Source organism: Parapedobacter sp. ISTM3, assembly GCF_016533505.1.
GTDB classification, from domain to species: domain Bacteria; phylum Bacteroidota; class Bacteroidia; order Sphingobacteriales; family Sphingobacteriaceae; genus Parapedobacter; species Parapedobacter luteus.
In genome coordinates this window covers 58,430-81,644 of sequence record NZ_JAENGN010000014.1, presented here as the reverse complement: position 1 = coordinate 81,644, position 23,215 = coordinate 58,430, and the positions used below count along the sequence as shown (strand labels likewise).

Genomic DNA, 23,215 nt, shown 5'->3' with positions numbered 1-23,215 from the left:
ATTTTATGCAGATTTGTTGGACTTGCTTTTTTTCTATTGCTTATTTTATAATAAGGTTGCTTTTCCGATCATAAGAAAGCGCCCAAAATACCAAGTGATTTTGGACGCTGAATCATGAAAAAAGTAAATATCCGTGAGTGGTGGACGTTATTTGCCGAAGCCCCAATCGATACCCTTTAATACAGCAGGAACACCCTTTTCAATCCAAGGAGCTGCTGGCTTTCCTTTCAGGAAGTGGTCAAAAAACTCCAGTTGTCTTCGCTGAATATCTTTACGGTTTTGCCGCTGTACGAGGTTGTGCGCTTCGCCGTTGTAATTGAGCATCCAAACGGGTTTCTGTAAACGGCGTAATGCCGTAAACATTTCGATTCCTTGATACCAGGGCACTGCGCCGTCTTCATCATTACTCATGATGACCACAGGAGTCATGACATTGGGTAAATGAAATAAGGGAGAATTTTCGATATACAGTTGTGGGTTTTCCCATAATGTCGCACCGATGCGGCTTTGTGTGCGTTCATATTGAAACTGCCGGTTCATTCCGCTGTCCCAACGGATACCACCGTAGGCCGAAGTCATGTTGACAACCGGTGCGCCAGCCCAAGCCGCCGCATACATGTCGGTGCGTGTAATGAGATGGGCGACCTGGTACCCACCCCAACTTTGGCCTTGGACGGCCAGGTGTTCACCATCTACCCAAGGCTGGGCTTTTAAGGCCTCCATGCCCGAGTTTACATATTCTTCGGCAGATTGCCCCGGATAGCCAATTTCATACCGGATATCTGGAGCGAAGACGAGGTAGCCGTTGCTTACAAAGAAGCTAATATTGAGCCGTGAAGGTGTAGGGGATGGCGGAATATAGCTGTATAGTCCGTTTGACAACCGCTCATAGAAATACGCGATGACGGGATATTTTTTGCTGGGATCAAAATCTTCGGGCTTATAAAGAATGCCCTCTGCAGCATAACCTTTGGGAGTGGTCCATTTCACCAACTCAGCAGTCCCCCAGTTGTATTGTTGTTGCTGTGGATTGATGCTGCTGAGTTTTGTTTCCCTGATAAGATCGGTAGATGTATAGAGATCGGGCGGGGATACGTAATTTTCTTTTGTATAAACATATAAATCAGTATCTTCCGCGCTTTTTATTTGACCGTATCGGTATGGGCCGATGACAATGGCTTTGGGATCACGGTTATTGCGGCCATCGGTGGTATACCAGCCGTTTTCTTTGGTTACGTGGCTAAAAGCCGATAATATCCAAGGTTTCTTTACGTCGATGACAGCAGCGCCACCCCGTCTGAACATGCTTGGCCGCCCGTCTGTTAAGTCCTGATAACGGAAGGTGATCTGATTGCTCCTTCCTGCGCCGTTCGTGACTAACCGGCGTTTGGTGCCATCTGGGCGAAATGCCCAGATGTCGTATTTGTCATAAATAAAGACTTCCTTGTCGTCTTCATCCCACCCGGCTATTCCATATCCATTGGGCTCATCGGGTACGTCATTATCTTCATCTGCAAAACTAACAGGTACGTCAGTATTCAATTGCACCGTATGGCCGCGTTGGATGTCATGGCTGTACCAATTGCCATCAGTACGGTTAAACCATACCGCATAGGTGCCCTGAGGGGAAAGGCTGATGGAGCCCCTGACGTTTTCCGCTATTTTTTTTCGGCTTCCATCAACGGTGGAAACTGCGTAGATATCTTGGAATGATCCAGTTTGCCATTGCGTTTCAATGCGTCTGCCTACGTCTGTAGTTGCAAGTGCATATTCATTATCAGCATCTTCCGTAAGCCTGGTGTCCGGCAGTTGTTCGTCTGCCAATGGGATGATCTTGCGCCCCTGTTTGGGATAGGTTACCGCCAGGTAACTCCGATTTTGTTCGCGGCGCAGGTTAGCCAGTTGCTGGGATTGCAAGTAGTCGTCTTTCCAATGCCAGATATCTACCTTGGCGTGTTCGAACTCAACCAACGTGGTATCCTTGACCGCAGGAATGGGAGCCACGCCAAAAAAGAGCTTCGCCCCATTTTTGCTGAACCGTACATTGCCTTCGCCACTGACACTCCAATGTTGCGGCATGCCGGCGGTTTGCCGATGCGCAATGATTATGGCCGTGTCCTGATCGGATGTGTAATAATATAAGTTGAACGTTTTTTGAAGCGATTTTTCCGGACTTTTATCGGCTACAAACGCCAATTGCGAGGCCGATTCATCGAAGGCTATATTTTTATACACACCCTTGCCACGGCTGATATGTCTGGATGTCTTGGTGGCCAAATCATAATAGTATAGTCCCGCATCAGTGCCAATGCTGTCCTTTTCGGCGGCAGTACGTACGTATATCAGTACGTGCCCGTCTTTACTGAAGTAATACGTTTCAACGCGTTCAATGGTTGTTTCTTCGCCGTCCGTGAGGTGCCGGATATGCAGAACGGACTGGGCCTTTTTGCGTTCGGGTTTGCCCGCTTTGCTGGTGTCTGCCGCCGTCGTATCCGGACGCACAGGGTTCTGCTCGCTGATATAGGCGATATAATTGCCTGATTCTTCAGGTGTCTTATATGATTTTACGGCTGGTATCTTGTATACGTCAGCTGTTCCCAATGCCATAATGGCCAGCGAATCCTTCGGCATCTCATCGGGCTTCTTCTTTTTTATTTTTGCTTCGCGGGTATCTTGGAAAAATGGCTTGATTTGAGCTATCAAGAACTTGCCATCGGGCGAGAAACTTGGGTTGGCTGCCCTGTGTATGCGGCCCAACGGCTGGTTTTGGGGCGTGGTAACAACCAGTTCCGCGTCGCCCTCCTGTGGACTGATGATATAATAAATGAATTGGCCATTTTTAGAAATCGCAGATGTACTGATACTTTGCCAGCCATCGTAAACGCTATGGTCAAGGGGCTTTTTTTGCGCTAGCGTTGTACCGGCGACAAAAAGTAGTAAAAAAAAGGTAGCAATCTTTTGCATGGTTAAGTGGGGTTGGGTATTCATGGTGCAATATTGGCACAAAAAGATGTTATTGTAAGGGGCTGTAATATCATTTTTACATAAAATCACTCGATGGGCTGACTGCCGTCATTTCTGTAGCGTAACAAGAACGTCAAAAATGCGTCAAACCAAAGGTTTTTTGTCCTGTTTTCGTTTTGGATTTCCTTTTATGGTGTTAAATCGTTTATTTTTACAGAGAACGATCAATAATTAGCGAGTACGTGACCATTATTTTAAGTATAAAAAACGTCGGAAAGACGTATCAGAGCGGCGGTAAATCGCTGACGGTTTTGCAACATATCAATTTCGAAGTAGAGGCGGGTTCAACGCTGTCCATTGTTGGCCCGTCAGGTAGTGGTAAAACCACTTTACTTGGGCTATGTGCAGGTTTAGACCGCGCGAGCACCGGAAGTATTGTATTGAACGGGATTCCCCTTGATGACCTCAATGAAGATGAACGTGCGAGGGTTCGCAATCAGCATGTCGGCTTCGTATTCCAGAATTTTCAACTGCTCCCGACGTTGACTGCGCTTGAAAATGTAATGGTTCCCCTCGAACTGCGTGGACAACGAAACAGCCGGACTACAGCGCTTGAGCTGTTGGATAGGGTAGGGTTGGCCAACAGGGGGCACCATTATCCATTGCAATTGTCGGGAGGCGAGCAACAGCGTATTTCTATCGCGCGGGCATTTTCGAACTCCCCTAAAATTCTTTTTGCTGATGAACCGACCGGTAATCTGGACGCCGATACAAGTGAGACCATTGAACATTTATTGTTTAACCTCAATAAAGAGATGGGAACGACCCTGATACTCGTTACCCATGATTTGGATCTGGCTTCCAGAACACGACGTGTCATCCGAATGAAAGGGGGCGCAGTGGTATCGGATACTGTTGTACAAGACAACGCGTTGTAAGCCATGCAGCCATTACAAAACAAGATTGCGATGGACTGGATTATCCGCATGGCGTGGCGTGACAGCCGTAGGAGCCGTTCGCGGTTGTTGCTCTTCATTTCATCCATCATTATTGGAATAGCTGCGCTTGTAGCCATATATTCGTTTGGCCATAACCTCCAACGTGATATCGACAATCAAGCCGCTACATTGGTAGGGGCGGACCTGGTATTGCACAGCAACCGCGAATTGACAGGGGAAGCACGGCAGCTTATTGATTCGATCCGTGGATTGAGTCAAGGTTTTTCAGAGGAACAAAGCTTTGCATCTATGGTGCTGTTTACAAGTAATGGCGGCACCCGATTGGTACAAGTACGGGCTTTGAGCGAAGGTTTCCCTTATTATGGGCAGTTGGAAACAATACCAGAAACTGCTGGAACCAGTTTCCGAAATTTTAGGCAGGCTTTGGTTGACAAGACATTGATGCTGCAATTCGATACTAAGGTGGGAGATTCGGTTAAAATAGGTGCGCTGACCTTCGAAATCGCGGGCCAGTTAGAACAGGCGCCGGGACAAAGCGGAATATCCGCGACGGTAGCCCCGGCCGTATTCATCCCATTGAAATATTTGCCGGCTACCGGACTTAACCAGAAAGGAAGTCGGATAAATTACGATTATTATTTCCATTTGAAAAATGGGATGGATGCTGATGCCATTGTGGCGAACCGCGATTCGCTTTTGGAAACGCATCGCATGGGATATGATACCATCGCGTCACGTAAAGAGGAGACGGGTCGCTCATTTTCGGACTTGAACAAATTTTTGTCTTTGGTCGGCTTCGTCGCACTTTTACTGGGATGCATTGGCGTTGCCGGCGCGATACACATTTACATCAAGGAAAAGTTAAATAGTATTGCGATATTACGTTGCCTTGGTGCGAGTGCGCGGCAAGCTTTTCTGATTTATCTTGTGCAGGTGCTTGGGGTGGGTATTATCGGTTCGCTGATAGGTGCGTTGCTGGGCACGCTCATTCAACAGCTCCTGCCCTCCATATTCAAGGATTTCGTGCCGGTGGAGATTAGCAATGATGTTTCATGGGGGGCGATTGCACAGGGTGTTGGTCTGGGCGTGTGGATATCCGTGTTGTTTGCACTGTTGCCGCTGATAGGTATTCGCAACATCGCACCATTGAATACACTACGGCTATCGCTGGATGCACCCAGTCCGCTTAAGGACCGGTGGAGCTGGTTTGTCTACGGTCTAATCGCGTTGTTTATCGTTGTCTATGCTTACCTGCAGCTCGATGGGATGGCGCAGACTTTGCTATTCACCGGTGGTGTCGCCTTGGCTTTTACGATGTTGTATATGGTGGCCCGTTTGCTAATATGGCTGGTTAAACGGCTTTTTCCTGCGTCATGGGGATATTTATGGCGACAAGGGCTTTCTAATCTATTTCGGCCCAATAATCAAACCGCCATTCTCGTGGTGGCGATCGGGCTGGGTACTGCATTTATCGCAATGTTGATTTTGGTGCAGGGCATGCTCATTAGTCGTGTAGCGCTATCGGCAAGCGAAAATCAGCCAAACATGGTGCTGTTTGATATCCAGTCTTCGCAGAAGGCGGAGGTGGCACAATTGGTGAGCGCGCAGGGATTGCCGGTATTGGATGAAGTGCCCATCGTGACGGTTCAGCTGGAGGCAATCAACGGCATTACGGCCGACGATGCCCGCAAGGACAGCACCATTCAGGTGTCGCGTAGGGCCTTGGGGGGCGAACTTAGGGCAACCTACCGTGCAGTGTTGAGTGATTCGGAAAAAATCACAGCAGGCGAATGGGCGGGCACGGCCGCTCCGGGCGATACAGCCCGCGTATCGTTGGAGGAAGATTACGCCCGCCGTATCCGTGTGAATATCGGTGATAAACTGCTATTCAATGTGCAAGGCGTCCGTATACCAGCTATTGTTGGAAGTTTCCGGGAGGTCGACTGGAACCGCGTACAGACCAATTTCAGATTGATATTTCCGGTAGGTGTGATTGACAATGCTCCGCAATTTCATGTGCTCATGACTCGGGTGCCAAATGAAGTGGAATCGGCAAGGATGCAACAGGCGATGGTACGCCAATTTCCGAACGTTTCCATCATCGACCTGGGGCTGATTTTGTCGGTGTTGGACGAAATATTAGAAAAGATTGGCTTTGTTATCCGTTTCATGGGCGGATTTAGCATTCTTACCGGTTTTGTGGTACTGATTGCATCGGTGATGATAAGTAAATACCAACGGATTAAGGAAAGTGTGCTGCTGCGTACGATGGGCGCGTCCAAACGGCAAATACTGATCATCACTGGTCTTGAGTATTTCTTTTTGGGCATGATTGCGTCACTCACGGGTGTATTCCTTGCCTTGGGAGCGAGTTGGGTGCTTGCCGTTTTCAGTTTTGAAGTGCCATTTGCGCCCGACATCATTACGATATTGCTGCTCATGCTTACTGTTACCGTCCTTACGGTGTTCGTCGGTCTGGTCAATAGCAGAGCCATTACCTTACGTCCGCCATTGGAGATCCTGCGAAAGGAGGTGTAAGTAGCTTACAAAAATGGCGGTTTACCGTTCCAGCAGTCTTCCTACCGGGTACCGAAGGTGGGTTTTCTCGTAATATGGCGATCGCTTATAAATCCATTCCAATTGCGCCCGGCCATCGTTGCGCAATTGTTCGTCTGCAGCTTTTGCGGCATTAAACTGACGCCTCAGTTCGGCATCTTCATTTAACATCCGGAAGGCTTCATCTTCGAAGATATACGCCGAAAAATGTTCTTTTTGACTAAGAATACTGTCGAAGAAGTTCCAATTGAAGTAAGAATCTGTCGCCTGTGGCTCCAGTGCTTCGATGATATACCGGTTGCCGGGTTGGTCTGTAATGACGAGGTAATCGCCCTGGTAACACGGGATGAGCTGGTTATCCGTGCGCAGTTTGACATTGCTATGGGGATAATGTCCTTCATAGGGGGTACGGGCCGTTTGGTAATCTTCAATGTAATAAAGTTGAAGCATGAGTGAGGTGTCTTTCTCCAATCGGTTTACCTGTATGCCATTCAATGTCAGGAGGTCCGCCACATCCTGCCATCCTTGCGGGATGACGTATGCATATGGCTTTTCCACTGTTATCCCCGGCTTATAGCGGTTATAGTAGGGGATTTCTTTTGTAAATGGCTTCTTGCGGTCGTAGTATTGGCGCGGAAAGCCGCTTACATCGCTTGGCTTTTCATTGGATTCGTATCCATTGAACAGGATGTGCTCGTATTGCGCGGTGTCGAGCTCCCAGGTAAGTACGAATTGTTGTTGGATCTTGGACTGTTCACGGGCCCGCTTTCGCTGGGCATGGATTTCAGTAGCCCGTTCATCAGCTAAGGTAATAAAATGATTCAATAGCGTGTAGGTAGACCATACGCGTTGGGCATAAGGTTTCCACATATGAGTCTCAGGCATGTAGCCGAATGTATGGTGTAGGGCAGCATACCCCGTAGAGTAGCGTGGGCTTTCAAAGAACGATACCAATCCCGATTCGGGTGTTCGCCCACGAAAGTTGACGTAAGGAACCATGCCGAAGTTGCTTATTTCCATACGTTTATATAATTCGGCCGTGAACGCCGACGCCGTATGTTGTATTGCGGGATGCAGTTTATCAACCTGTGTGTCGATGAGTGTCATGACGTATTGATAGTCAGCGCCGTTGCTTGTGTGCGTGTCCATGAAGACATCCGGTTGCCACACGTGGAAGATTTCCTGAAAGGAACGAGCGTTGCGCGAATCGGTCTTTAGGAAATCTCGATTGAGGTCATAATTACGAGCGTTGCCACGGAAGCCATAAGATTCCGGCCCATTTTGGTTGGCGCGTGATGTACCGCGGTTGAGCATTCCGGCAATATTATAAACCGGAATGATGCACAATACCGCATTGGCGGGAAGACTATTTTGTGCCAGCAAGTCCCTGGCCAGCATCATTGAGGCGTCGATTCCCTCCGGTTCGCCCGGATGGATGCCGTTGTTGATGAGGATAATGGTTTTGTCTTGTTGATGAAGTTTTTGGGGGTCGAATTGTTCGTCTTTGGAGATAACAAATAAATGCAGTGGCTTACCTGAATCCGTTAGGCCGCAGGTAAGCAGCGTGCAAGTCTGGTATTTTGTGTCAAGTGATTGATAGAAGGCTATCACTTCGTTATAAGTGGCCGTCGTGTTGCTGTCGCGTTCGAAGGCTGTCTGCTGGGCCACAACACATGGTCCGAAGCCGATTAATGCAATAAAAAGAAACCGTTTCATGGTGTGTATGCTCTTTCACAGCAAAAATATCAATTCTACCTACAAGAGGAATGATGCAACGGAATAGATACAAAAATAGACGAACTTGAGTTCGGTTATTGCATGGCCAGGATAAAATTCAAAATTGCTACGCCGATGGTATCTACGGATTCTGCGGTATTGGAAAGTACAACTATCGCTATTCTTTTGTCGGGGGTAAATGCCATGTAGCTATTACTACCGGACGTGCCGCCGTTGTGCCAATAGACAAGCTCGTCGCCGATGAGGTTCATATGCCATGCAAGACCGATGTCGGTATCCGGAGGGTTGAAGTACGTAAACTGCCGAGTGCGTGCCAAGGCGTGTTCCAGATCACTTTCGGGTAGCTTAAAGTGAGCTTTGGCGTAATTGAGCAAATCTGCCGTGGTGGACTTCAGTGAACCATGAGCCGTAAAGGCATCGAACGTCCATAATGGTGTTTCTTCGCCCTTTTGGTTGTATACCTTTGCCACATATTGGCTTTCCGGGTTAGGGTGTTCAGTGGTGTTTTTCAGTCCCAATGGTTGGCAAATAATCGCTTGTACCATCTCATCGTATGGCTTCCCATAGCTCGTTGCAAGTATGTCGCCTAATAAGCCAAAGCCCAAGTTGCTGTACAGATAGACAGAGTCAGGAGGCGTATCCGCTTGATAAGACTTTAAATAAGCATACAGATGTTCCTTGGAATAGCCGCGATACGGATCCAACGGATGTGCAGCCGCAGTAGCGTTGATATTGCTGGGCAGGCGTGGCAGGCCAGAGGTATGATTAGCTAATTGTTTGAGTGTAATTCGTTGAAGATCAGGGTTTGATGCTACGGAGTCTGGCAAGTATTTGGTAATGGTATCATCGATGCTCAGCTGCTGCGTTTGATCCAGGTAAGCGAGCAATGTAGCTGTAAATGTTTTGGTTATTGAGCCAATTTCAAAGAGGGTGTTTTCATCCGGAAGTTGTTTGTTGCCTTTTTCCGTTTCGCCATAGTAGAAGCTGCTGGTCTTGCCGGCGTTGAAGATACCGATGGCGAGCGCATGGGTATGGCCTTTGCGGCTATAACTTAAGGCAACAGAATCTACATATCGGTCAAATTTTGCGGCCACGGCATTGCTGGGGGAGGCAGGTTCGGGTTTTTCTGCCACCGGATCACCGGCATAGGGTTGGAAAAGCAATGTTTCAATCCGGTGAAGGCTATCAAGTCCCAAAACAACTTGTAAGGGGGTACTGAGGAAATTCAGTTTATAGACGCCTACGCCTTTTTCATAGCTTTTTAATTCGGCTGATTGAATCTGTCCAAGGCTATAGAGCTGTTGGGTCATCACCGTTTGGAAGGCTTGCAGCGAGAATGATTGCTTAAATTTTGGACCGGCCAGCGCGTAGATAGAATCGGTTTCCTGTAGGTTGAAGTGATATTCTATTTTATTGAAAACAGCCTGGTTGATGCGTTGGGCGTCTTCGTCTTGGGCAATGGCTGAAAATACGGATAATAGTAATGTGAATAAGGCGCAGACTATGCTATTCATGGTTCCAAACATTCAGCAAAATTACGTGAAACCAAACTACATTCCTAATAATTGTTTTAGGCGTGCATAACCGGCTTTACTCACACTGACGTTTTTTCCGTTAGTGAGTATGGCGATATGGCCGTCCTTTTCATGGGGCTCTAAGCGGATGATATGGTCTATTTTGACAATGAAAGAACGGTGGACGCGGACGAACTGAAGTGGATCCAATTGCGCTTCGAACGCAGCCATTGTTTTATTCTTCAAGAATGTACCATCATCCGTATGTATCCTTACGTAGTCATCATCCGCCTCTAAGTATAACACGCTGGTTACCGGGACAATTTTGATTTTAGCACCCGTCTTTATAACTAGTCGTTCTAATTTTCCGGGCGTATGTGCTGCGTTATCCAATAATTTCCGCGTATTTTCCTTTCCGGTCTCCATTTGCCTCGTATCAAGGAATTTAGCCATGGCCTGATCAAACCTTGCCTTGGTGATGGGCTTTAAAAGATAGTCCACGGCATGTTGTTCAAAAGCCCGGATTGCATATTCGTCAAAAGCCGTTGTAAAGATAACAGCGGGCGGTTTGTCGATGATTTCAAGCATTTCGAACCCATTGATTTTAGGCATCTGAATATCCAGAAAAACAATGTCGGGCTGGTGCTGCATAATCGCCTTGGCCCCTTCAAATCCATCATTACATTCTGCCACAATGTCCACCTGAGAGTAACCTTCGAGGTACTCCGCCACCATACTTCGAGCCAAAGGTTCATCGTCTACCAATACCGCCTTAATCATAGCTGAGGAATCTTGATTATGCTGGTAAAGATATGTGTTGTCGCTTTAGTTTCCAACAAATCTGTACGGCCAAATAGCAAATATAGGCGGCGTTGCACTCCCCGGAGGCCAAAGCCTGTTCCCCTTTTGATTTTGTTGCTTTGGCTATCATATGGATTTTCGATCTGAATTTCCAGTAAGTGGTCGCTGCATGTGCAGGCGATACTGATCGTTACCTTATCCGTCGTGTCATACAACCCGTATTTAATAGCGTTTTCCACGAGTGGTTGCATGATCATGGCAGGCAAGGTCATGTTCAGGCACTCTTCGTCGTAATCGACCTGTGTCTCCAACCGGTGGCCGAAGCGTACTTTCTCGATTTCCAGATAGAGCTGCAGGTGTTCAAGTTCGTCTTTTAAAGCGATAAGTTGCTGGTCATCCTTTCGTAGTGTGCCCCGGAGGAAATCTGACAATTGAAAAGTCATATTCCGGGCTTCGTCCGGTTTGCGGCCGATAAGCGCAATGATGGAATTCAGGCTGTTAAATAAAAAATGAGGCTGAAGCTGTTGGCGAAGATTGTATAGTTCGGCCTCGCGCGCGAGCCGTTCGGCATCGGCTTTACGTTGTTCATTTTCTTTATATTCCTGTTGAATATTCCACAGAATGTTGATGACGGCTATCCACGCAATGAGCAACGCATTGATGAAAAAACGCAGTGGGAGAGATACATCAAGGCGGTCCAGGTATGTTTTGTCGTTCAGGACATATTGTAAGATCCATCGGTCTGCGGATATGCTAATGCCTGCTAACACCAAACCCCACACAACAATATAAAAATATCCTTTCCTTCTGGGGGAATAATGATTCAACGCACTCGCAATGGCATAGCAGCATAACGTAAGGACGGTCGCGCTTATGAGGCTGTCATTCAATGCCAGATTGAAATCGACCTCAAACCACCATAGCAATGCGGTTTGTATAAGTGCATAAGCTACCCAGATAATAAAACAACTGATATTGATTAGTCGTTGTTTGGAGGCAGTATATGGTGTGGCACTCACTACGTTCGTATTTGTTGGCATGCGTTATTGTGGTCCTGCGCTTTGGTTAGATGTTTTTAATAGTAATTCCCCCAAATATCGAGGTACCTCTAATATAAACAACCTTTTGATCATCGGGAGGGATGCCCTGTGTAAACCGCCTGTCATCCACTTCACCGAAAACCGATACCACTTCGGACTGTATTTTCCAATGGGCAGGTACAATGATTTTGGTACCCGCAAATATCTGGAAAACATCGATGGCAATGGGATGCTGTATGTCCGCTTGAATCAGATTAAGATCTGTTCCACCGAAGATATTGACCATCTCGCCACCCTGGAAGCGCTTGGAGATCACGATCTTTTTGACTTCGCTGAAAATCGTTGTCGACTTGAGGTAGTCTTCACTGGACAATGGACCTTGGTCGATGCCCGATGTCTCGGTTTCGCTAAACGCAGTAGGCCCGTCTGATGCAGGGCTGTCGGTCTCGTCTACCACTCGTTTATTCCAATCGTAAGGCTCTTCATGGCGTTGCGGGTTCCTGCTATAACATTTATGGCCTCCGCCAGGTCCGCGTGTGGGGGTGCCAGACCTGCCCCTTCCAGCCAACAGCCATAAACCGATGCCAATGATGATCATAGGCCAAATAAACGGGCCAATATTAAAATCAAATGCCCGTTTCAGGATAAAAAAGACGCCGAAGCAAATGAAGAACAGCGACGCTGGATTTCTGAAATTCGAGTTGCCTCCGATGATCAGGCCCACGGCAATGAACATGACGGGCCACAGGTTGTGCCAATTAAATAGCCACGGCGGAAAGATCCAGTCGAGCCCCAATTTTCCGGCAAGTAACGCCGCACCGATGCCCAAGATTATAATCCCCGCCCACATTCTTCCAGAATTGGCATTGTTACGTGTCGGATACTGCTGCTTATTCATGATATGTTATTAAAATCTTAATTTATTGTTCTGTACGCTGCTGTATATGATATTCCAAAGGTATATTGAATAAACGCCTTATGCAATAGCGATTAGGCGGTAGCAGGCTTTTTTTCGGTGAACGGCCGTTTTATTTCGGTTAACGCTGCCATCTTTTGCCGCGAAGTGTGTTTAATAAGAGACAATGAAAAATATTTTTTACAAAATCCGGCAAACATTTGTTTTAATCGACTAAATTCTTTTATATTTATCCCGATTCTGAGAATAAAAATTAAAAGCTTAACAATGGGAGATTTTGACAACAAAGAGCGTGAAGAGGTTTTTTCAAAAAAGGTAAGGGCTGGTAAGCGGACTTATTTTTTCGACGTAAAGGCGACCCGTTCAAATGATTACTACATCACCGTCACAGAAAGCAAGAAGCGGTTTGAGGACGGCGTGTTTATCAAACATAAGATTTTCTTATATAAAGAGGACTTTGAGAAATTTGCTGAAGGTTTGAATGAAGTGGTTGATTACATCAAAGCCCATCAGGAAGTAGTGGAAAAACGTTATGAGCCTGGGTTTGAAAATAATGGGGTAGGGGTAGCTGAAGATGCGGAATCTAAAGATGATTATTCGTTTTAATTGGAATAGCCAAGAAGATAGTAATCTAATATAAGTGGCCTTGCATCAATGTGCAGGGCTTTTTTGTTGTAAATAGTGGAGTGTTGGACTTACAATAACAGCAGGTTGCAACCCCGGATGTCACTGTTATCAAAACGTCCCAACACTTCAAAGCGATCACCGGGCTGCACTTTCCCTAAATCTTTTGTAGCAATGAATGAACAGGAATATACATTGGCCAGGTCGATAACGTTTATTGCACCGGTCTGTCCCGAAGGAAGTGTATAGAAAGGGTCATTGGTATCCTTGATAACGACCTTCATCCAAGGCGGGCACTGGAATAAGCCCTGCCCGGTCGAATAGGCTTGAGACAAAAGTTCGGTCATGCCGTATTCCGAGTGGATAAGCGGTACATTAAACCCCGCACGCAGCCGCTCGTGTACTTCCTCACGAATCATTTCATGCCGTCTGCCTTTCATCCCACCGGTTTCCATGACCGTTAGTTCGGGAAAATCGATGGCATGTGTTTCTGTAAAATCCAATAGCGCATAGGTGACACCGATGAGCAGCGTTTTTGTGCCTTTGGCTTTCAATTCATGCAAAACGTCATGCAACTCATTGTGGTTATAAAGAAAATATCCACTCAACGGGTGATCGCTTTCTCGGATAAGCGCGTCCACCATATAGATGAGTGAAGAACCTTCCCGCTCGGAATATGCCGGTAAGAGCGCTAAGATGGTTAGATCCTTGGGGTTGCCATAGTGTTGGGCAAACGCCTGCCGGAAACTCCGTTCATAAATCGATACATCGGCTACATAGTGTTTGCTTTGCACACTGCCGGTAGTCCCCGAACTGCTAAAGACAATTTGCGGTTCCTGATCCACCGACATGATTTTATGGTGCTTGAAAAGCTCAATAGGCAGGAACGGGATATCTTCTACACGGCGTATCGTTTCGGGGTCCCGTTTGATCAGCGATAAGTACGCGCGATATACGGCGCAGTGCCGTGCTTGGAAAGCGAAGATACGCAGGCAAGCTTCCTCAAAAGCTTGAGCATGTCGTATGGAAAAAATATCATATGCGGACGGAATCACCATTGCTGTATTCATCGCAGCAAAGGTAGCGTTTTACACGCACCTATAGCATCCCGCCGCACACAGAAAGCACCTGTCCGTTGATATAGGAAGCCAGATCAGAGGCGAGGAATAAGCAGGCGTTGGCCACATCCTCGGTCTCCCCGGCACGTTTCAGCGGAATATTTTGTTCCCAGCCTTCCACAACTTTTGGATCCAATACATCGGTCATTTCCGTGCGGATGAATCCGGGGGCGATGACGTTCGTACGGATATTCCGTGACCCCAGCTCTTTGGCCACCGATTTGGAAAAACCGATAATGCCTGCTTTGGAAGCCGCGTAATTGGCTTGTCCAGCGTTGCCCTGCACACCTACCACCGAGCTCATGTTGATAAATACGCCCTTCCGGTTTTTCATCATAATCCTTGAAGCAGCCTTCGTGACGTTGAATACCGATTTCAGGTTGACGTCGAGTACATCATCCCATTGCTCTTCGGTCATCCGTAGCAGGAGGCCGTCTTTTGTAATGCCTGCATTGTTGACGACGATGTCAATCGTGCCAAAATCAGCAACAATGTCGTTGATAAGTTTATCCGCCTCCTCAAATTTCGAAGCGTCAGAACGATAGCCTTTTATATTAGTGCCATTTGTTTGCAACTCCCTTTCCAGTGCTTCCCCTTTTTCGACAGAAGATAGGTAAGTGAATGCCACGTTTGCCCCATGTTCGGCAAATTTTTCGGCTATCTTCCGACCAATTCCTTTGGAGGCGCCGGTAACCAAAGCGGTTTTTCCTTCAAGTAACTTCATGTTTTGCTGTTGTATACCTGTCTAAGATTGGGTGCAAACATAGGTAAAATGCATGGTATTCGCGAATGTGTCCAACAAAAACTGTCGGATTCTGCGGTACTGCCGAAATTAAAATTATTGTAATAATTAAACGAAATTGTTGCCAGCGTCCAAATAATTTGTTTCCTTAGTTGTATAACAACAACAGACGATGAATGACGAGTTTTTTAAACAACTTTATCATAAACAGCAGGATATAGCCGACGTGCCGCCAAACGGCGCGATTGCCGCATGGGCATTGAGCTTGCTTGATTTGCTTTTCCCCGAACGACAGACACATCCCGACCGGACTATTGCACAAATCCGCGAGCAGTTTGCGCAGTCAGAGCGCACATTGATCGCCATATTGAACCGAACAAAAGCATGTCAGGACTGCAACAACGGGTTGGTGGCACAACAGTTTTACAGTGCGATCCCCGAATTATACCGTGTGATGTATTCCGATGCTTCAGCGATCTACGAAGGCGATCCGGCCGCGGTCAGTGAGTTTGAAGTGATTCGTACCTATCCGGGCTTTCTGGCCATTGCGCTGTATCGTGTTGCGCACACACTGATGAATTTATCGGTGCCGCTGCTTCCTCGGATACTTACAGAATATGCGCACTCACAGACCGGTATTGATATCCATCCGGCGGCAGTGATAGGTGAGTATTTCTGCATAGATCACGGCACCGGCGTTGTCATTGGCGAAACAGCGGTGATTGGAGACAAGGTAAAGATTTATCAGGGGGTCACGCTGGGTGCAATGAGCGTGGAAAAACTCCTGGCGAATACCAAGCGGCACCCGACTATCGAAGATCGGGTGATTATTTATGCCGGGGCAACGATTTTAGGCGGCGATACGGTTATCGGTCACGATAGCATCATCGGAGGTAATGTATGGCTGACGTCCAGTATACCCCCTTATTCCACGGTATACCATCAGCCCACGGTGAAAATTGTGGATTCCAAAACAACACATTGACTTTATGCGGACGTTAATCGATTGTGTAGGCAATACGCCGCTGGTGGAAATCAGCAAACTTAACCCCAATCCCGACGTTAAGCTATATGCTAAGCTTGAGGGCAATAACCCTGGGGGGAGTGTAAAAGACAGGGCAGCACTCCATATGATTCGCAGTGCGATCGAACGTGGCGATATCAAACCCGGTATGCAGTTAATTGAAGCGACCAGTGGCAATACCGGTATCGCTTTGGCCATGATCGCCCGCATTTACGGTTTGGATATCGAGTTGGTTATGCCATCAAATTCCACCAGAGAACGTACGCTCACCATGGAAGCATTCGGTGCCAAAGTGACGTTGTTGGATTCGATTGAGATTTGCAGGGATTATGCGGAAGATAAAGGTCAGCAAGCGAATTATTTTATTCTAAATCAATTTGCCAATCCGGATAATTACCTTGCTCATTACAAAACAACAGGGCCGGAGATATGGCGGGATACGCAAGGGCAAATTACCCATTTCGTCAGCGCTATGGGCACCACGGGCAGCATCATGGGCAATTCAATGTTTTTGAAAGAGCGCGATGCTACGGTACAGATTGTGGGCTGTCAGCCGACGGAAGACTCCGCTATCCCCGGCATCCGCAGGTGGCCTACTGAATACCTGCCCAAGATCTATGATCCGCAACGGGTGGACCGTGTAATGGATGTTTCGCAGGCCGAGGCAACCGAAATGGCCAGGCAACTGGCCAAGGTAGAGGGCTTGTTTGTTGGTATGAGTACTGGAGGGGCCATGGCGTGCGCTGCCCGGTTAGCGCAAGAATTGGATGAAGGACTTATCGTATTCATCGCGTGTGACCGGGGCGATCGCTATTTGTCGAGTGATTTATTCGGCTAAGAGCCGAATTTACTTTTTAGGGCGACAAGCTTCGCGGCCATATCTTCCTCTTTCCGCTGCAGATGGCGACTCGGCTTGCGCGGGTACTGGCCCCCGGACTTCTGATTTTTCGGACTTCCGGATTTTTTCTCGGCTTCCGTTTTCATCGAAAGACTGATTCGATTACGTTTTTCATCGATTTCAGTTACCGTTACCATCACTTTTTGCTGTACTTTGACCACTTCATTGGGATCTTTTATGTAACGGTTGGCTAGCTGGCTGAGGTGTACAAGGCCATCTTGGTGCACGCCGATATCTACAAAAGCGCCGAAATTCGTGATGTTCGTGACGATGCCAGGCAAACGCATTCCGATACGGAGGTCGGCAATGCTATTGACCCCTTCCGTAAAGGAGAATTGCTCGAACTGCTCCCGCGGGTCGCGCCCTGGCTTAGCCAGTTCGGCCAAAATATCGTGAAGTGTGGGCATTCCAACGCTGTCACTCACATACTTTTTTAAGTCAATTTGTTTGCGGAGCTTTTCATCGCGGAGTAAGTCTGCCACGCGACAGCCGAGATCAGTTGCCATCCGTTCAACGAGAGCATAGCGCTCTGGATGAACCGCGCTGGCATCCAGCGGGTTCTCGGCGTTCCGAATCCGGAGAAAACCGGCGGCTTGCTCAAACGCTTTCTCCCCTAAACGCGGTACACCTTTCAGTGACTCCCTGTTTTTGAAAGCACCATGCATGTTACGGTAGTTGACAATTTGCTGGGCCAATGAAGGCCCTAAGCCCGAGATATATGATAAGATTTGTTTGGAAGCCGTATTTAACTCAACGCCCACTGCGTTGACGCAGCTGATCACCGTATCATCCAGCGCGGCTTGCAGCTTAGCTTGATCCACATCGTGCTGATATTGCCCTACACCAATAGACTTAGGGTCAATTTTGACGAGCTCTGCCAGGGGATCCATCAGTCTGCGGCCGATGGATACTGCGCCACGGACTGTGACGTCGTGGTCGGGGAATTCCTCGCGCGCCACCTCGGATGCCGAATAAATAGAGGCACCGCTTTCATTGACCATCACCACAGCGACTTCGGGTAGCGACAATCGGCGTACAAATTCTTCGGTTTCGCGGCCAGCCGTCCCGTTGCCGATAGCGATGGCTTGTATACGATGTTTTTCAATCAAGTAGCGAAGGGTTTTAGCCGCTTCGTCTGCTTTCGCGGCGCCATTATGCGGAAATATGGCTGTGTTTTCCAGTAATGCGCCCTGTTCATCAAGGCACACCGTTTTACATCCCGTACGGAACCCCGGGTCAATGGCCATTACCCGTCGTTGGCCCAGTGGTGCAGCAAGCAATAATTGCCGCGCGTTTTCAGCAAAAACGCGTATAGCCTCCTCGTCCGCCTGTTGACGGGTAAGCATGCGCACTTCGGTTTCCATGGAAGGCTTTAGCAACCGTTTATACCCATCGAGCATGGCCATACGTACCTGCGCACTGGCAGGTCCAGAACCTTTTATATATGCATTATCTAAAATAGGTAATACCTCGTTTTCGGAGATTTCAATGTCGAGGTAGAGCATTTCTTCTTTTTCCCCGCGGCGCATCGCAAGGATGCGGTGCGAAGGAGCTGTTTTCAATGGCTCGGCCCATTCATAGTAATCCTTGTATTTAATCGCGGCTTCTTCTTTGCCGGGCACTACCCGAGAAACAAATTGCCCTTTTTCAAGAAAAATCTGTCGGGTTTTCGCTCTGATGGACGCGTCTTCGGCGATGACCTCGGCGATAATGTCACGTGCCCCGGCAAGCGCCTCTTCCGCATCCTTTATTCCGCTATTGGATGTTACCAAAGCTTGTGCCGCCTGATTAATATCTGTACCATCCTGGGCAAGAATGAGCTGCGCAAGCGGTTCAAGGCCTTTCTCGCGGGCTACACTTGCCCGCGTTTTCCGTTTCGGTTTGTACGGAAGGTAAATATCTTCCAAATTGGCCATTGTTTCAGCCGCGAAAAGCTGGGCTTCAAGGTCCGGCGTCAATTTACCTTGGTCTGTTAAGGACTTTAAGATGACCTCCCTGCGTTTGTCCAGGTCTCGCAATTGCTGAAGCCTGTCCCGGATACCGGTGATTTGTACTTCATCGAGGCTCCCCGTTAGTTCTTTGCGGTAGCGGGAAATGAAGGGAATGGTTGCACCTTCGTCGAGAAGGGCTATTGTGGTGCTTACTTGGCGTTCGGACAAAGCAAGCTCCTTAGAAATACGTATTTCGTGTGTCATTTAAGCGTACTGATTATCTGGGGAGGCTAAGGGGCTTGATACGCGATCGATCCCACCTATTTGTGCGTTTTCTCTCCGCTCTCTTCCACTGGCCCACTTTCCGGGGTTGAAGCAGCATTATCCGATGTTTGATAGGCGTCGCCATAGTACGGACCCTGACTGCCATAGTAGTCTGGTTCGCGCCCAGGATTGTGTTGGTAAGTGCCCGCCGGGGCAGATGGATTATTTTCGTTTAATTTTTTGGGTTCATCTTCTACTATTACGTCCTTCACCTCCAAATCTTTCTCGAAATTATTAATTTGATCGCTGATGTCACGTTTAATGCTTTCTGAGGCATCCTTAAACTCGCGTATGCCCCTGCCCAAGCCCCTCGCCAATTCAGGTAGTTTTTTGCCTCCGAACACCAACAATGCCACAAACACGATAAGCATCATTTCACTTGTTCCAATGTTCAGGAAGGCGAATATTATACTCAACATAACAATACCTTTTTTATAAGCGCTAAGGTAGGGCTAAATTTTGTGATATCCATGGATTGTATAGAAAAATTGAATCGACTGACCATCCAACGCAAAGGAGCGCAGCTCAGCGGGACAACTCACGGTCAGCAGGCCGAAAATCGTTTTATCTGCTTCCGGATGCGTTTGAGGGCTTTTATCATGTGTTTTTCGACGGTGCTTATCGATATATGCAGAGAATTGGCGATTTCCAGGTAACTCATGCCCTGATAATATTTCAACTCGAATACCCGGCGAGGTTGCAAAGGCAGCGAGGCGAGCGCACGTTCAAAAGCTTGGTTTAGCTCATTAAAATCCAACCTATCGCCTGTTGAATTTGCCGAATTAACGTGCTTGTAGTTACTGGCATAATTTTCATGGGCAATTTTCAGTTTCGTATGCTTAAATAACTTGTAGCGAATTGCAGCATGCAGGTAGGCGTTTAGGGAGGTGCGGATATCAAGGCTATGCCGCTTATGCCACAAATCCGTAAACAAATCCTGAATTAATTCTTTGGCCTCATCTTCGTTTTTGACCCGTTGATAGGTATGGTTGAATAGTGATTCCCAAAATTGGAAGTAGATTTTTTCAAAAGCTTGCTCGCTTCCCGCCTTTAACTCCTCCAGCACAACTCTTTCATTGAAATGAACGCTCATTTTGTAACCATTAATTTGCCATTTACATTCTATAAAAAAATAGCAATTTAATATTTGGTGTACTGTTGGCTAGCGATATACAAATATATGAATACCGGTTTGATTACACAAAATTTGTACTAAATTAATGTTGCTTTATTCGGGGATAACTACTGGTCAATGTAAGTTTTCCTGCCTACATTGCAGACAGGAAAACTTACGGCCTAACACCCTAAAATTACTTTTGATATAACGCGTTGAATAAGAGCTTGAATGTGCCATGCGGCTGCGCCCGATAGGTAATCTGAGGGCCATAGGCATAGAGGTAGCCTTTGCCCACAGGCGCCTTAAAGGCTGCAATGCCGTCTTCAAGGTAATTTTGCCCCCAGGCCCAGCCACTCCGTAAGGGCTTGTCCGTGGCAAACCAGGCCAGCGCTTGGATGCCCTGTAAGCTCGCTTGGGGCTTCAAACCGAAGACTGGGCTGCTGTTGAAAATCACGTCGGTGTCTTCCGACATTCCCCAAGCGGCGTCAATCTCAGGATTAACCTTTACCCGCAGCACACTCCCCGGTATATAGAATCGTTCGCCGGGGATAGGTTGTTCCTTGCCGTCGACAGTCTCAACCAACGCGTTTTTGACAGGAAGCCCCAAGTGGTAGGCGAGGGCAGTACTGCTTCCTGTTGTAAGAATGGAGCCTCCAGCCTCAAGGAACGCTTTCAGTTGCGGGATAGATTTATCTGCCGTCAAGCTGCCTACCATGTGGCGATATTCCTCCGGTAAGTCGGCAGGGTCTGGGCCTCGTCCGCCGAATCCGCGGCCTCCCGTTTCACCACGGCCAAACGGCGGGATTCCACCCTCAATAAATAGAATGACGTCGTACTTGTCTTTGAGATTGCCGCGGTCTATTTCTTGAGGGAAAATAAGGCTGAATTCGAAATGATATTGCTCGAGCATCCATCGCACCCAACCTGAAGGCATGGAGCCTCCGTAGTTGTCAAAAAGTGCTATACGTGCGGGCTTGATTTGCACCGTGTTGGTTGGTGTCCGGGAGACTGGAACAGCCTCTATTCCCAATTCGGTGGCGGCTTGCTTAAGTAGATCGGCGCCTTTGGCAGATACGTAGAAAGAACCAGCAGGCATGCCATCCGTCGCTTGCTGGATGCGGTGTACATCGATACCCGCTTTTAGCAAGTCATTGACCACGATAAATGCATTGTTTACGTTTGCACTGATAAAAAATCCCCTGCTCGAAGTGGGAACAGCTTTTGCGGGAGGTACTTCCAATACACCATGTGGGAGCCGTTCAAATGGGCCATCCACCCCGTCGAGGACGCGATCGAAGGTGACACCCATTTGGTAAGCCAATGTCCAGCCGGCAACATCATATGGACGGGTCGGAGGGCCTCCCGGATAGGCAAAATCGTTAGGGTAATCTTGCGGTTCAAACATGTCGATGATATGGGGGCGGAATGCCTGATCTGTTTTGACGATGTAAGAGCCTTTTTGATACTTTTTGCCATTCAGGGTAAAATCAGCAGTTGCTTTGTGAATGAAGATACCGTTTTTTATCAACGTGTTGATGAATTTTACTGCCGTGGGAAAATCTTTCTGGTCAGCCGGAAGTATATATGCGCGGGCGTCCCGTTTTTCTGGATTGCCAAAGACACTTTCATAATATGAAGTGGGCAGTCGGCTACTTGGCATGCGTCCGCCAAGGGATTCGGCGGTTTCGGTGGTCGCCCCGCGGGCTTTATCTGCGTCATAATTTGCCTGGATTTGATCGATATTTCTGGGCGTCAGCTGCCAATAATCTTTGCTTCCTTTTTCAATGGAATTTTTGCCCATCTTATAGATGTTATAAAGCACCTGTTCACGATGACGGGCCGCATAATCCAAAATGGCGTAATTCAACGAAATGGAATAGTCGATGGATTGTTTGAAAAGCCATTTTTGCGGAGTGACCGGATTCGGCGTATTGTTATTGGGCACAAGCCGTTCGGGGACCAAAGGCACTTCCATGGGAGTTGGATTTCCAATGATTTCGGTCAGCAGGCCAATAATGTTATGGAAATAAGTGGTGGTGCGTAGCCCACCGTTGTACCATGTGCTGAAAGGGGAGCCTTTCATACGAGTAAAGCCAGGTTTGTCCTCCACGTTAAGCCGATTGATCATGCTGGCACCGACAGCATCAATGCCGGTCATTAGCAAGGGGTCGATGTTATAGTTAAATGGGTCCGTATACGGAGGGCCGGCGACCACGGCACCCGCGGGAGCCGATTGATGATGGTTATACATAATTTGTGGCATCCATTCCAGGAAGAGCTGCCTATTCATGTTTTCCGATTCCTTCATATTTACCATATAGAAATCGCGATTATTGTCGTGGCCGATGTATTTATGGTACAGTACGGGGATGTTCATGGCGCGCTTGGTTACGTCGTTGTTTCGCATGTACCAATTGCCAACCAGCTCGTGCCCATCCGGGTTGGCGTGTGTTAGCAGGACAATGACATCATCCAATATGCGGAGCGTTTCCTCGTCGGTCTTGCAGGTGAGTTGGTAAGCCATTTCGATCAATTGGTGTGTACCCACCATTTCCGTGGAGTGCAGGCCTCCGTCAATCCACACGATGGCCTTGCCTGTGGAAGCCAGGGTTTTGGCGTCGTCGTCGGTTAATCCCTCAGCATAAGCCAGTTTCGTTGAGATTGATTTATATTCATCCAACTTTTTCATATTCGCCGGCGACGTAATGATAAGCATGTATTGGGGACGGCCTTCTTCGGTTTTGCCGATGTCCACCAGCCGGACCCGATCGGATTCCGCTAATTTTTTAAAATAGGCTTCTGTTTGCGTGTAATTTGTTAAGCTATAATCATCCCCCATAGCGAAGCCGAAATGCGATTGAGGTGTTGGTATGGACTGGGCAAGCGCTACCGCTTGCCATAGGCATAGCAACCATAAAGAAGTGTAGTTTTTGATTCTTTTCATGTTTTG

General features: G+C 47.7%; 17 protein-coding genes. 5 read left to right on the top strand and 12 right to left on the bottom strand.

Annotated elements, in window-relative coordinates; all coding sequences use genetic code 11:
- Positions 1–147: 147 nt before the first annotated feature.
- Positions 148–2,964: a S9 family peptidase gene (locus tag JHJ32_RS17155; RefSeq protein WP_200121782.1), complete on the bottom strand. Its 2,817-nt coding sequence runs from the start codon at positions 2,962–2,964 to the stop codon at positions 148–150.
- 242 nt (positions 2,965–3,206) lie between these two features.
- Here JHJ32_RS17155 and JHJ32_RS17150 point away from each other — a divergent pair, with 242 nt between their 5' ends.
- Positions 3,207–3,902, top strand: coding sequence for an ABC transporter ATP-binding protein (locus tag JHJ32_RS17150; RefSeq protein WP_139378530.1), 696 nt, complete (start codon positions 3,207–3,209; stop codon positions 3,900–3,902).
- Positions 3,903–3,932: 30 nt separating this feature from the next.
- Positions 3,933–6,461, top strand: a complete 2,529-nt coding sequence (locus JHJ32_RS17145; RefSeq protein ID WP_233632721.1) for an ABC transporter permease — start codon at positions 3,933–3,935, stop codon at positions 6,459–6,461.
- A 21-nt stretch (positions 6,462–6,482) separates the two neighbouring features.
- On the opposite strand, the gene JHJ32_RS17140 is transcribed toward JHJ32_RS17145, so the two are convergent.
- From JHJ32_RS17140 to JHJ32_RS17120, 5 genes are all read right to left on the bottom strand, one after another.
- Entirely contained in the window at positions 6,483–8,195 is a 1,713-nt protein-coding gene (locus JHJ32_RS17140; RefSeq protein ID WP_200121778.1) for a M14 family zinc carboxypeptidase, read from the bottom strand.
- Between the two features lie 95 nt (positions 8,196–8,290).
- Positions 8,291–9,730, bottom strand: a complete 1,440-nt coding sequence (locus JHJ32_RS17135; RefSeq protein WP_176146094.1) for a serine hydrolase — start codon at positions 9,728–9,730, stop codon at positions 8,291–8,293.
- Positions 9,731–9,766: 36 nt separating this feature from the next.
- Positions 9,767–10,510, bottom strand: coding sequence for a LytTR family DNA-binding domain-containing protein (locus JHJ32_RS17130; protein WP_079715576.1), 744 nt, complete (start codon positions 10,508–10,510; stop codon positions 9,767–9,769).
- Positions 10,507–11,571 carry a sensor histidine kinase gene (locus JHJ32_RS17125; RefSeq protein ID WP_079715577.1) on the bottom strand — a complete coding sequence of 355 codons (1,065 nt, stop codon included), beginning with the start codon at positions 11,569–11,571 and terminating at the stop codon, positions 10,507–10,509. Before JHJ32_RS17125 ends, JHJ32_RS17130 begins: the two co-directional genes overlap by 4 nt.
- Before the next feature lie 25 nt (positions 11,572–11,596).
- On the bottom strand, positions 11,597–12,469 hold the full coding sequence (locus JHJ32_RS17120; protein WP_200121776.1) for a hypothetical protein: 873 nt from the start codon (positions 12,467–12,469) through the stop codon (positions 11,597–11,599).
- A gap of 285 nt (positions 12,470–12,754) precedes the next feature.
- Between JHJ32_RS17120 and JHJ32_RS17115 the strand changes: the two genes are divergently transcribed.
- Positions 12,755–13,093, top strand: coding sequence for a DUF3276 family protein (locus JHJ32_RS17115; RefSeq protein WP_079715579.1), 339 nt, complete (start codon positions 12,755–12,757; stop codon positions 13,091–13,093).
- 89 nt (positions 13,094–13,182) lie between these two features.
- Here the strand turns inward: JHJ32_RS17115 and JHJ32_RS17110 are convergent, their stop codons facing one another.
- Positions 13,183–14,181: an acyl transferase gene (locus JHJ32_RS17110; protein WP_233632720.1), complete on the bottom strand. Its 999-nt coding sequence runs from the start codon at positions 14,179–14,181 to the stop codon at positions 13,183–13,185.
- 28 nt (positions 14,182–14,209) lie between these two features.
- On the bottom strand, positions 14,210–14,953 hold the full coding sequence (gene fabG / locus JHJ32_RS17105; RefSeq protein ID WP_079715580.1) for a 3-oxoacyl-[acyl-carrier-protein] reductase: 744 nt from the start codon (positions 14,951–14,953) through the stop codon (positions 14,210–14,212).
- 190 nt (positions 14,954–15,143) lie between these two features.
- On the opposite strand from fabG, the gene epsC reads away from it, so the two are divergent.
- Together epsC and cysM are read left to right on the top strand one after the other, a co-directional pair.
- On the top strand, positions 15,144–15,956 hold the full coding sequence (epsC, locus tag JHJ32_RS17100; RefSeq protein ID WP_200121775.1) for a serine O-acetyltransferase EpsC: 813 nt from the start codon (positions 15,144–15,146) through the stop codon (positions 15,954–15,956).
- Between the two features lie 4 nt (positions 15,957–15,960).
- Positions 15,961–16,833 carry a cysteine synthase CysM gene (gene cysM / locus JHJ32_RS17095; RefSeq protein WP_079715582.1) on the top strand — a complete coding sequence of 291 codons (873 nt, stop codon included), beginning with the start codon at positions 15,961–15,963 and terminating at the stop codon, positions 16,831–16,833.
- Here cysM and JHJ32_RS17090 read toward each other — a convergent pair.
- The 4 genes from JHJ32_RS17090 to JHJ32_RS17075 form a co-directional block, all read right to left on the bottom strand.
- Positions 16,830–19,088 carry a Tex family protein gene (locus tag JHJ32_RS17090; RefSeq protein ID WP_079715583.1) on the bottom strand — a complete coding sequence of 753 codons (2,259 nt, stop codon included), beginning with the start codon at positions 19,086–19,088 and terminating at the stop codon, positions 16,830–16,832. The two genes, cysM and JHJ32_RS17090, sit on opposite strands and share 4 nt — an antisense overlap.
- Before the next feature lie 56 nt (positions 19,089–19,144).
- Positions 19,145–19,567, bottom strand: a complete 423-nt coding sequence (locus JHJ32_RS17085; RefSeq protein WP_079715584.1) for a twin-arginine translocase TatA/TatE family subunit — start codon at positions 19,565–19,567, stop codon at positions 19,145–19,147.
- A 125-nt stretch (positions 19,568–19,692) separates the two neighbouring features.
- The gene (locus tag JHJ32_RS17080; RefSeq protein WP_079715585.1) at positions 19,693–20,241 is read right to left on the bottom strand and encodes an RNA polymerase sigma-70 factor; all 549 of its coding nucleotides are present in this window, start codon (positions 20,239–20,241) and stop codon (positions 19,693–19,695) included.
- Between the two features lie 217 nt (positions 20,242–20,458).
- On the bottom strand, positions 20,459–23,209 hold the full coding sequence (locus tag JHJ32_RS17075) for a M14 metallopeptidase family protein (protein ID WP_200121774.1): 2,751 nt from the start codon (positions 23,207–23,209) through the stop codon (positions 20,459–20,461).
- Positions 23,210–23,215 lie beyond the last annotated feature (6 nt).

Bases quoted from the DNA above. Each gene is read 5' to 3' on its own strand.
- JHJ32_RS17155 (WP_200121782.1), bottom strand. From the start codon at position 2,964: ATGCAAAAGATTGCTACCTTTTTTTTACTACTTTTTGTCGCCGGTACA.
- JHJ32_RS17145 (WP_233632721.1), top strand. From the start codon at position 3,933: ATGGACTGGATTATCCGCATGGCGTGGCGTGACAGCCGTAGGAGCCGT.
- JHJ32_RS17140 (WP_200121778.1), bottom strand. From the start codon at position 8,195: ATGAAACGGTTTCTTTTTATTGCATTAATCGGCTTCGGACCATGTGTT.
- JHJ32_RS17135 (WP_176146094.1), bottom strand. From the start codon at position 9,730: ATGAATAGCATAGTCTGCGCCTTATTCACATTACTATTATCCGTATTT.
- JHJ32_RS17130 (WP_079715576.1), bottom strand. From the start codon at position 10,510: ATGATTAAGGCGGTATTGGTAGACGATGAACCTTTGGCTCGAAGTATG.
- JHJ32_RS17125 (WP_079715577.1), bottom strand. From the start codon at position 11,571: ATGCCAACAAATACGAACGTAGTGAGTGCCACACCATATACTGCCTCC.
- JHJ32_RS17120 (WP_200121776.1), bottom strand. From the start codon at position 12,469: ATGAATAAGCAGCAGTATCCGACACGTAACAATGCCAATTCTGGAAGA.
- JHJ32_RS17115 (WP_079715579.1), top strand. From the start codon at position 12,755: ATGGGAGATTTTGACAACAAAGAGCGTGAAGAGGTTTTTTCAAAAAAG.
- JHJ32_RS17110 (WP_233632720.1), bottom strand. From the start codon at position 14,181: ATGAATACAGCAATGGTGATTCCGTCCGCATATGATATTTTTTCCATA.
- fabG (WP_079715580.1), bottom strand. From the start codon at position 14,953: ATGAAGTTACTTGAAGGAAAAACCGCTTTGGTTACCGGCGCCTCCAAA.
- epsC (WP_200121775.1), top strand. From the start codon at position 15,144: ATGAATGACGAGTTTTTTAAACAACTTTATCATAAACAGCAGGATATA.
- cysM (WP_079715582.1), top strand. From the start codon at position 15,961: ATGCGGACGTTAATCGATTGTGTAGGCAATACGCCGCTGGTGGAAATC.
- JHJ32_RS17090 (WP_079715583.1), bottom strand. From the start codon at position 19,088: ATGACACACGAAATACGTATTTCTAAGGAGCTTGCTTTGTCCGAACGC.
- JHJ32_RS17085 (WP_079715584.1), bottom strand. From the start codon at position 19,567: ATGTTGAGTATAATATTCGCCTTCCTGAACATTGGAACAAGTGAAATG.
- JHJ32_RS17080 (WP_079715585.1), bottom strand. From the start codon at position 20,241: ATGAGCGTTCATTTCAATGAAAGAGTTGTGCTGGAGGAGTTAAAGGCG.
- JHJ32_RS17075 (WP_200121774.1), bottom strand. From the start codon at position 23,209: ATGAAAAGAATCAAAAACTACACTTCTTTATGGTTGCTATGCCTATGG.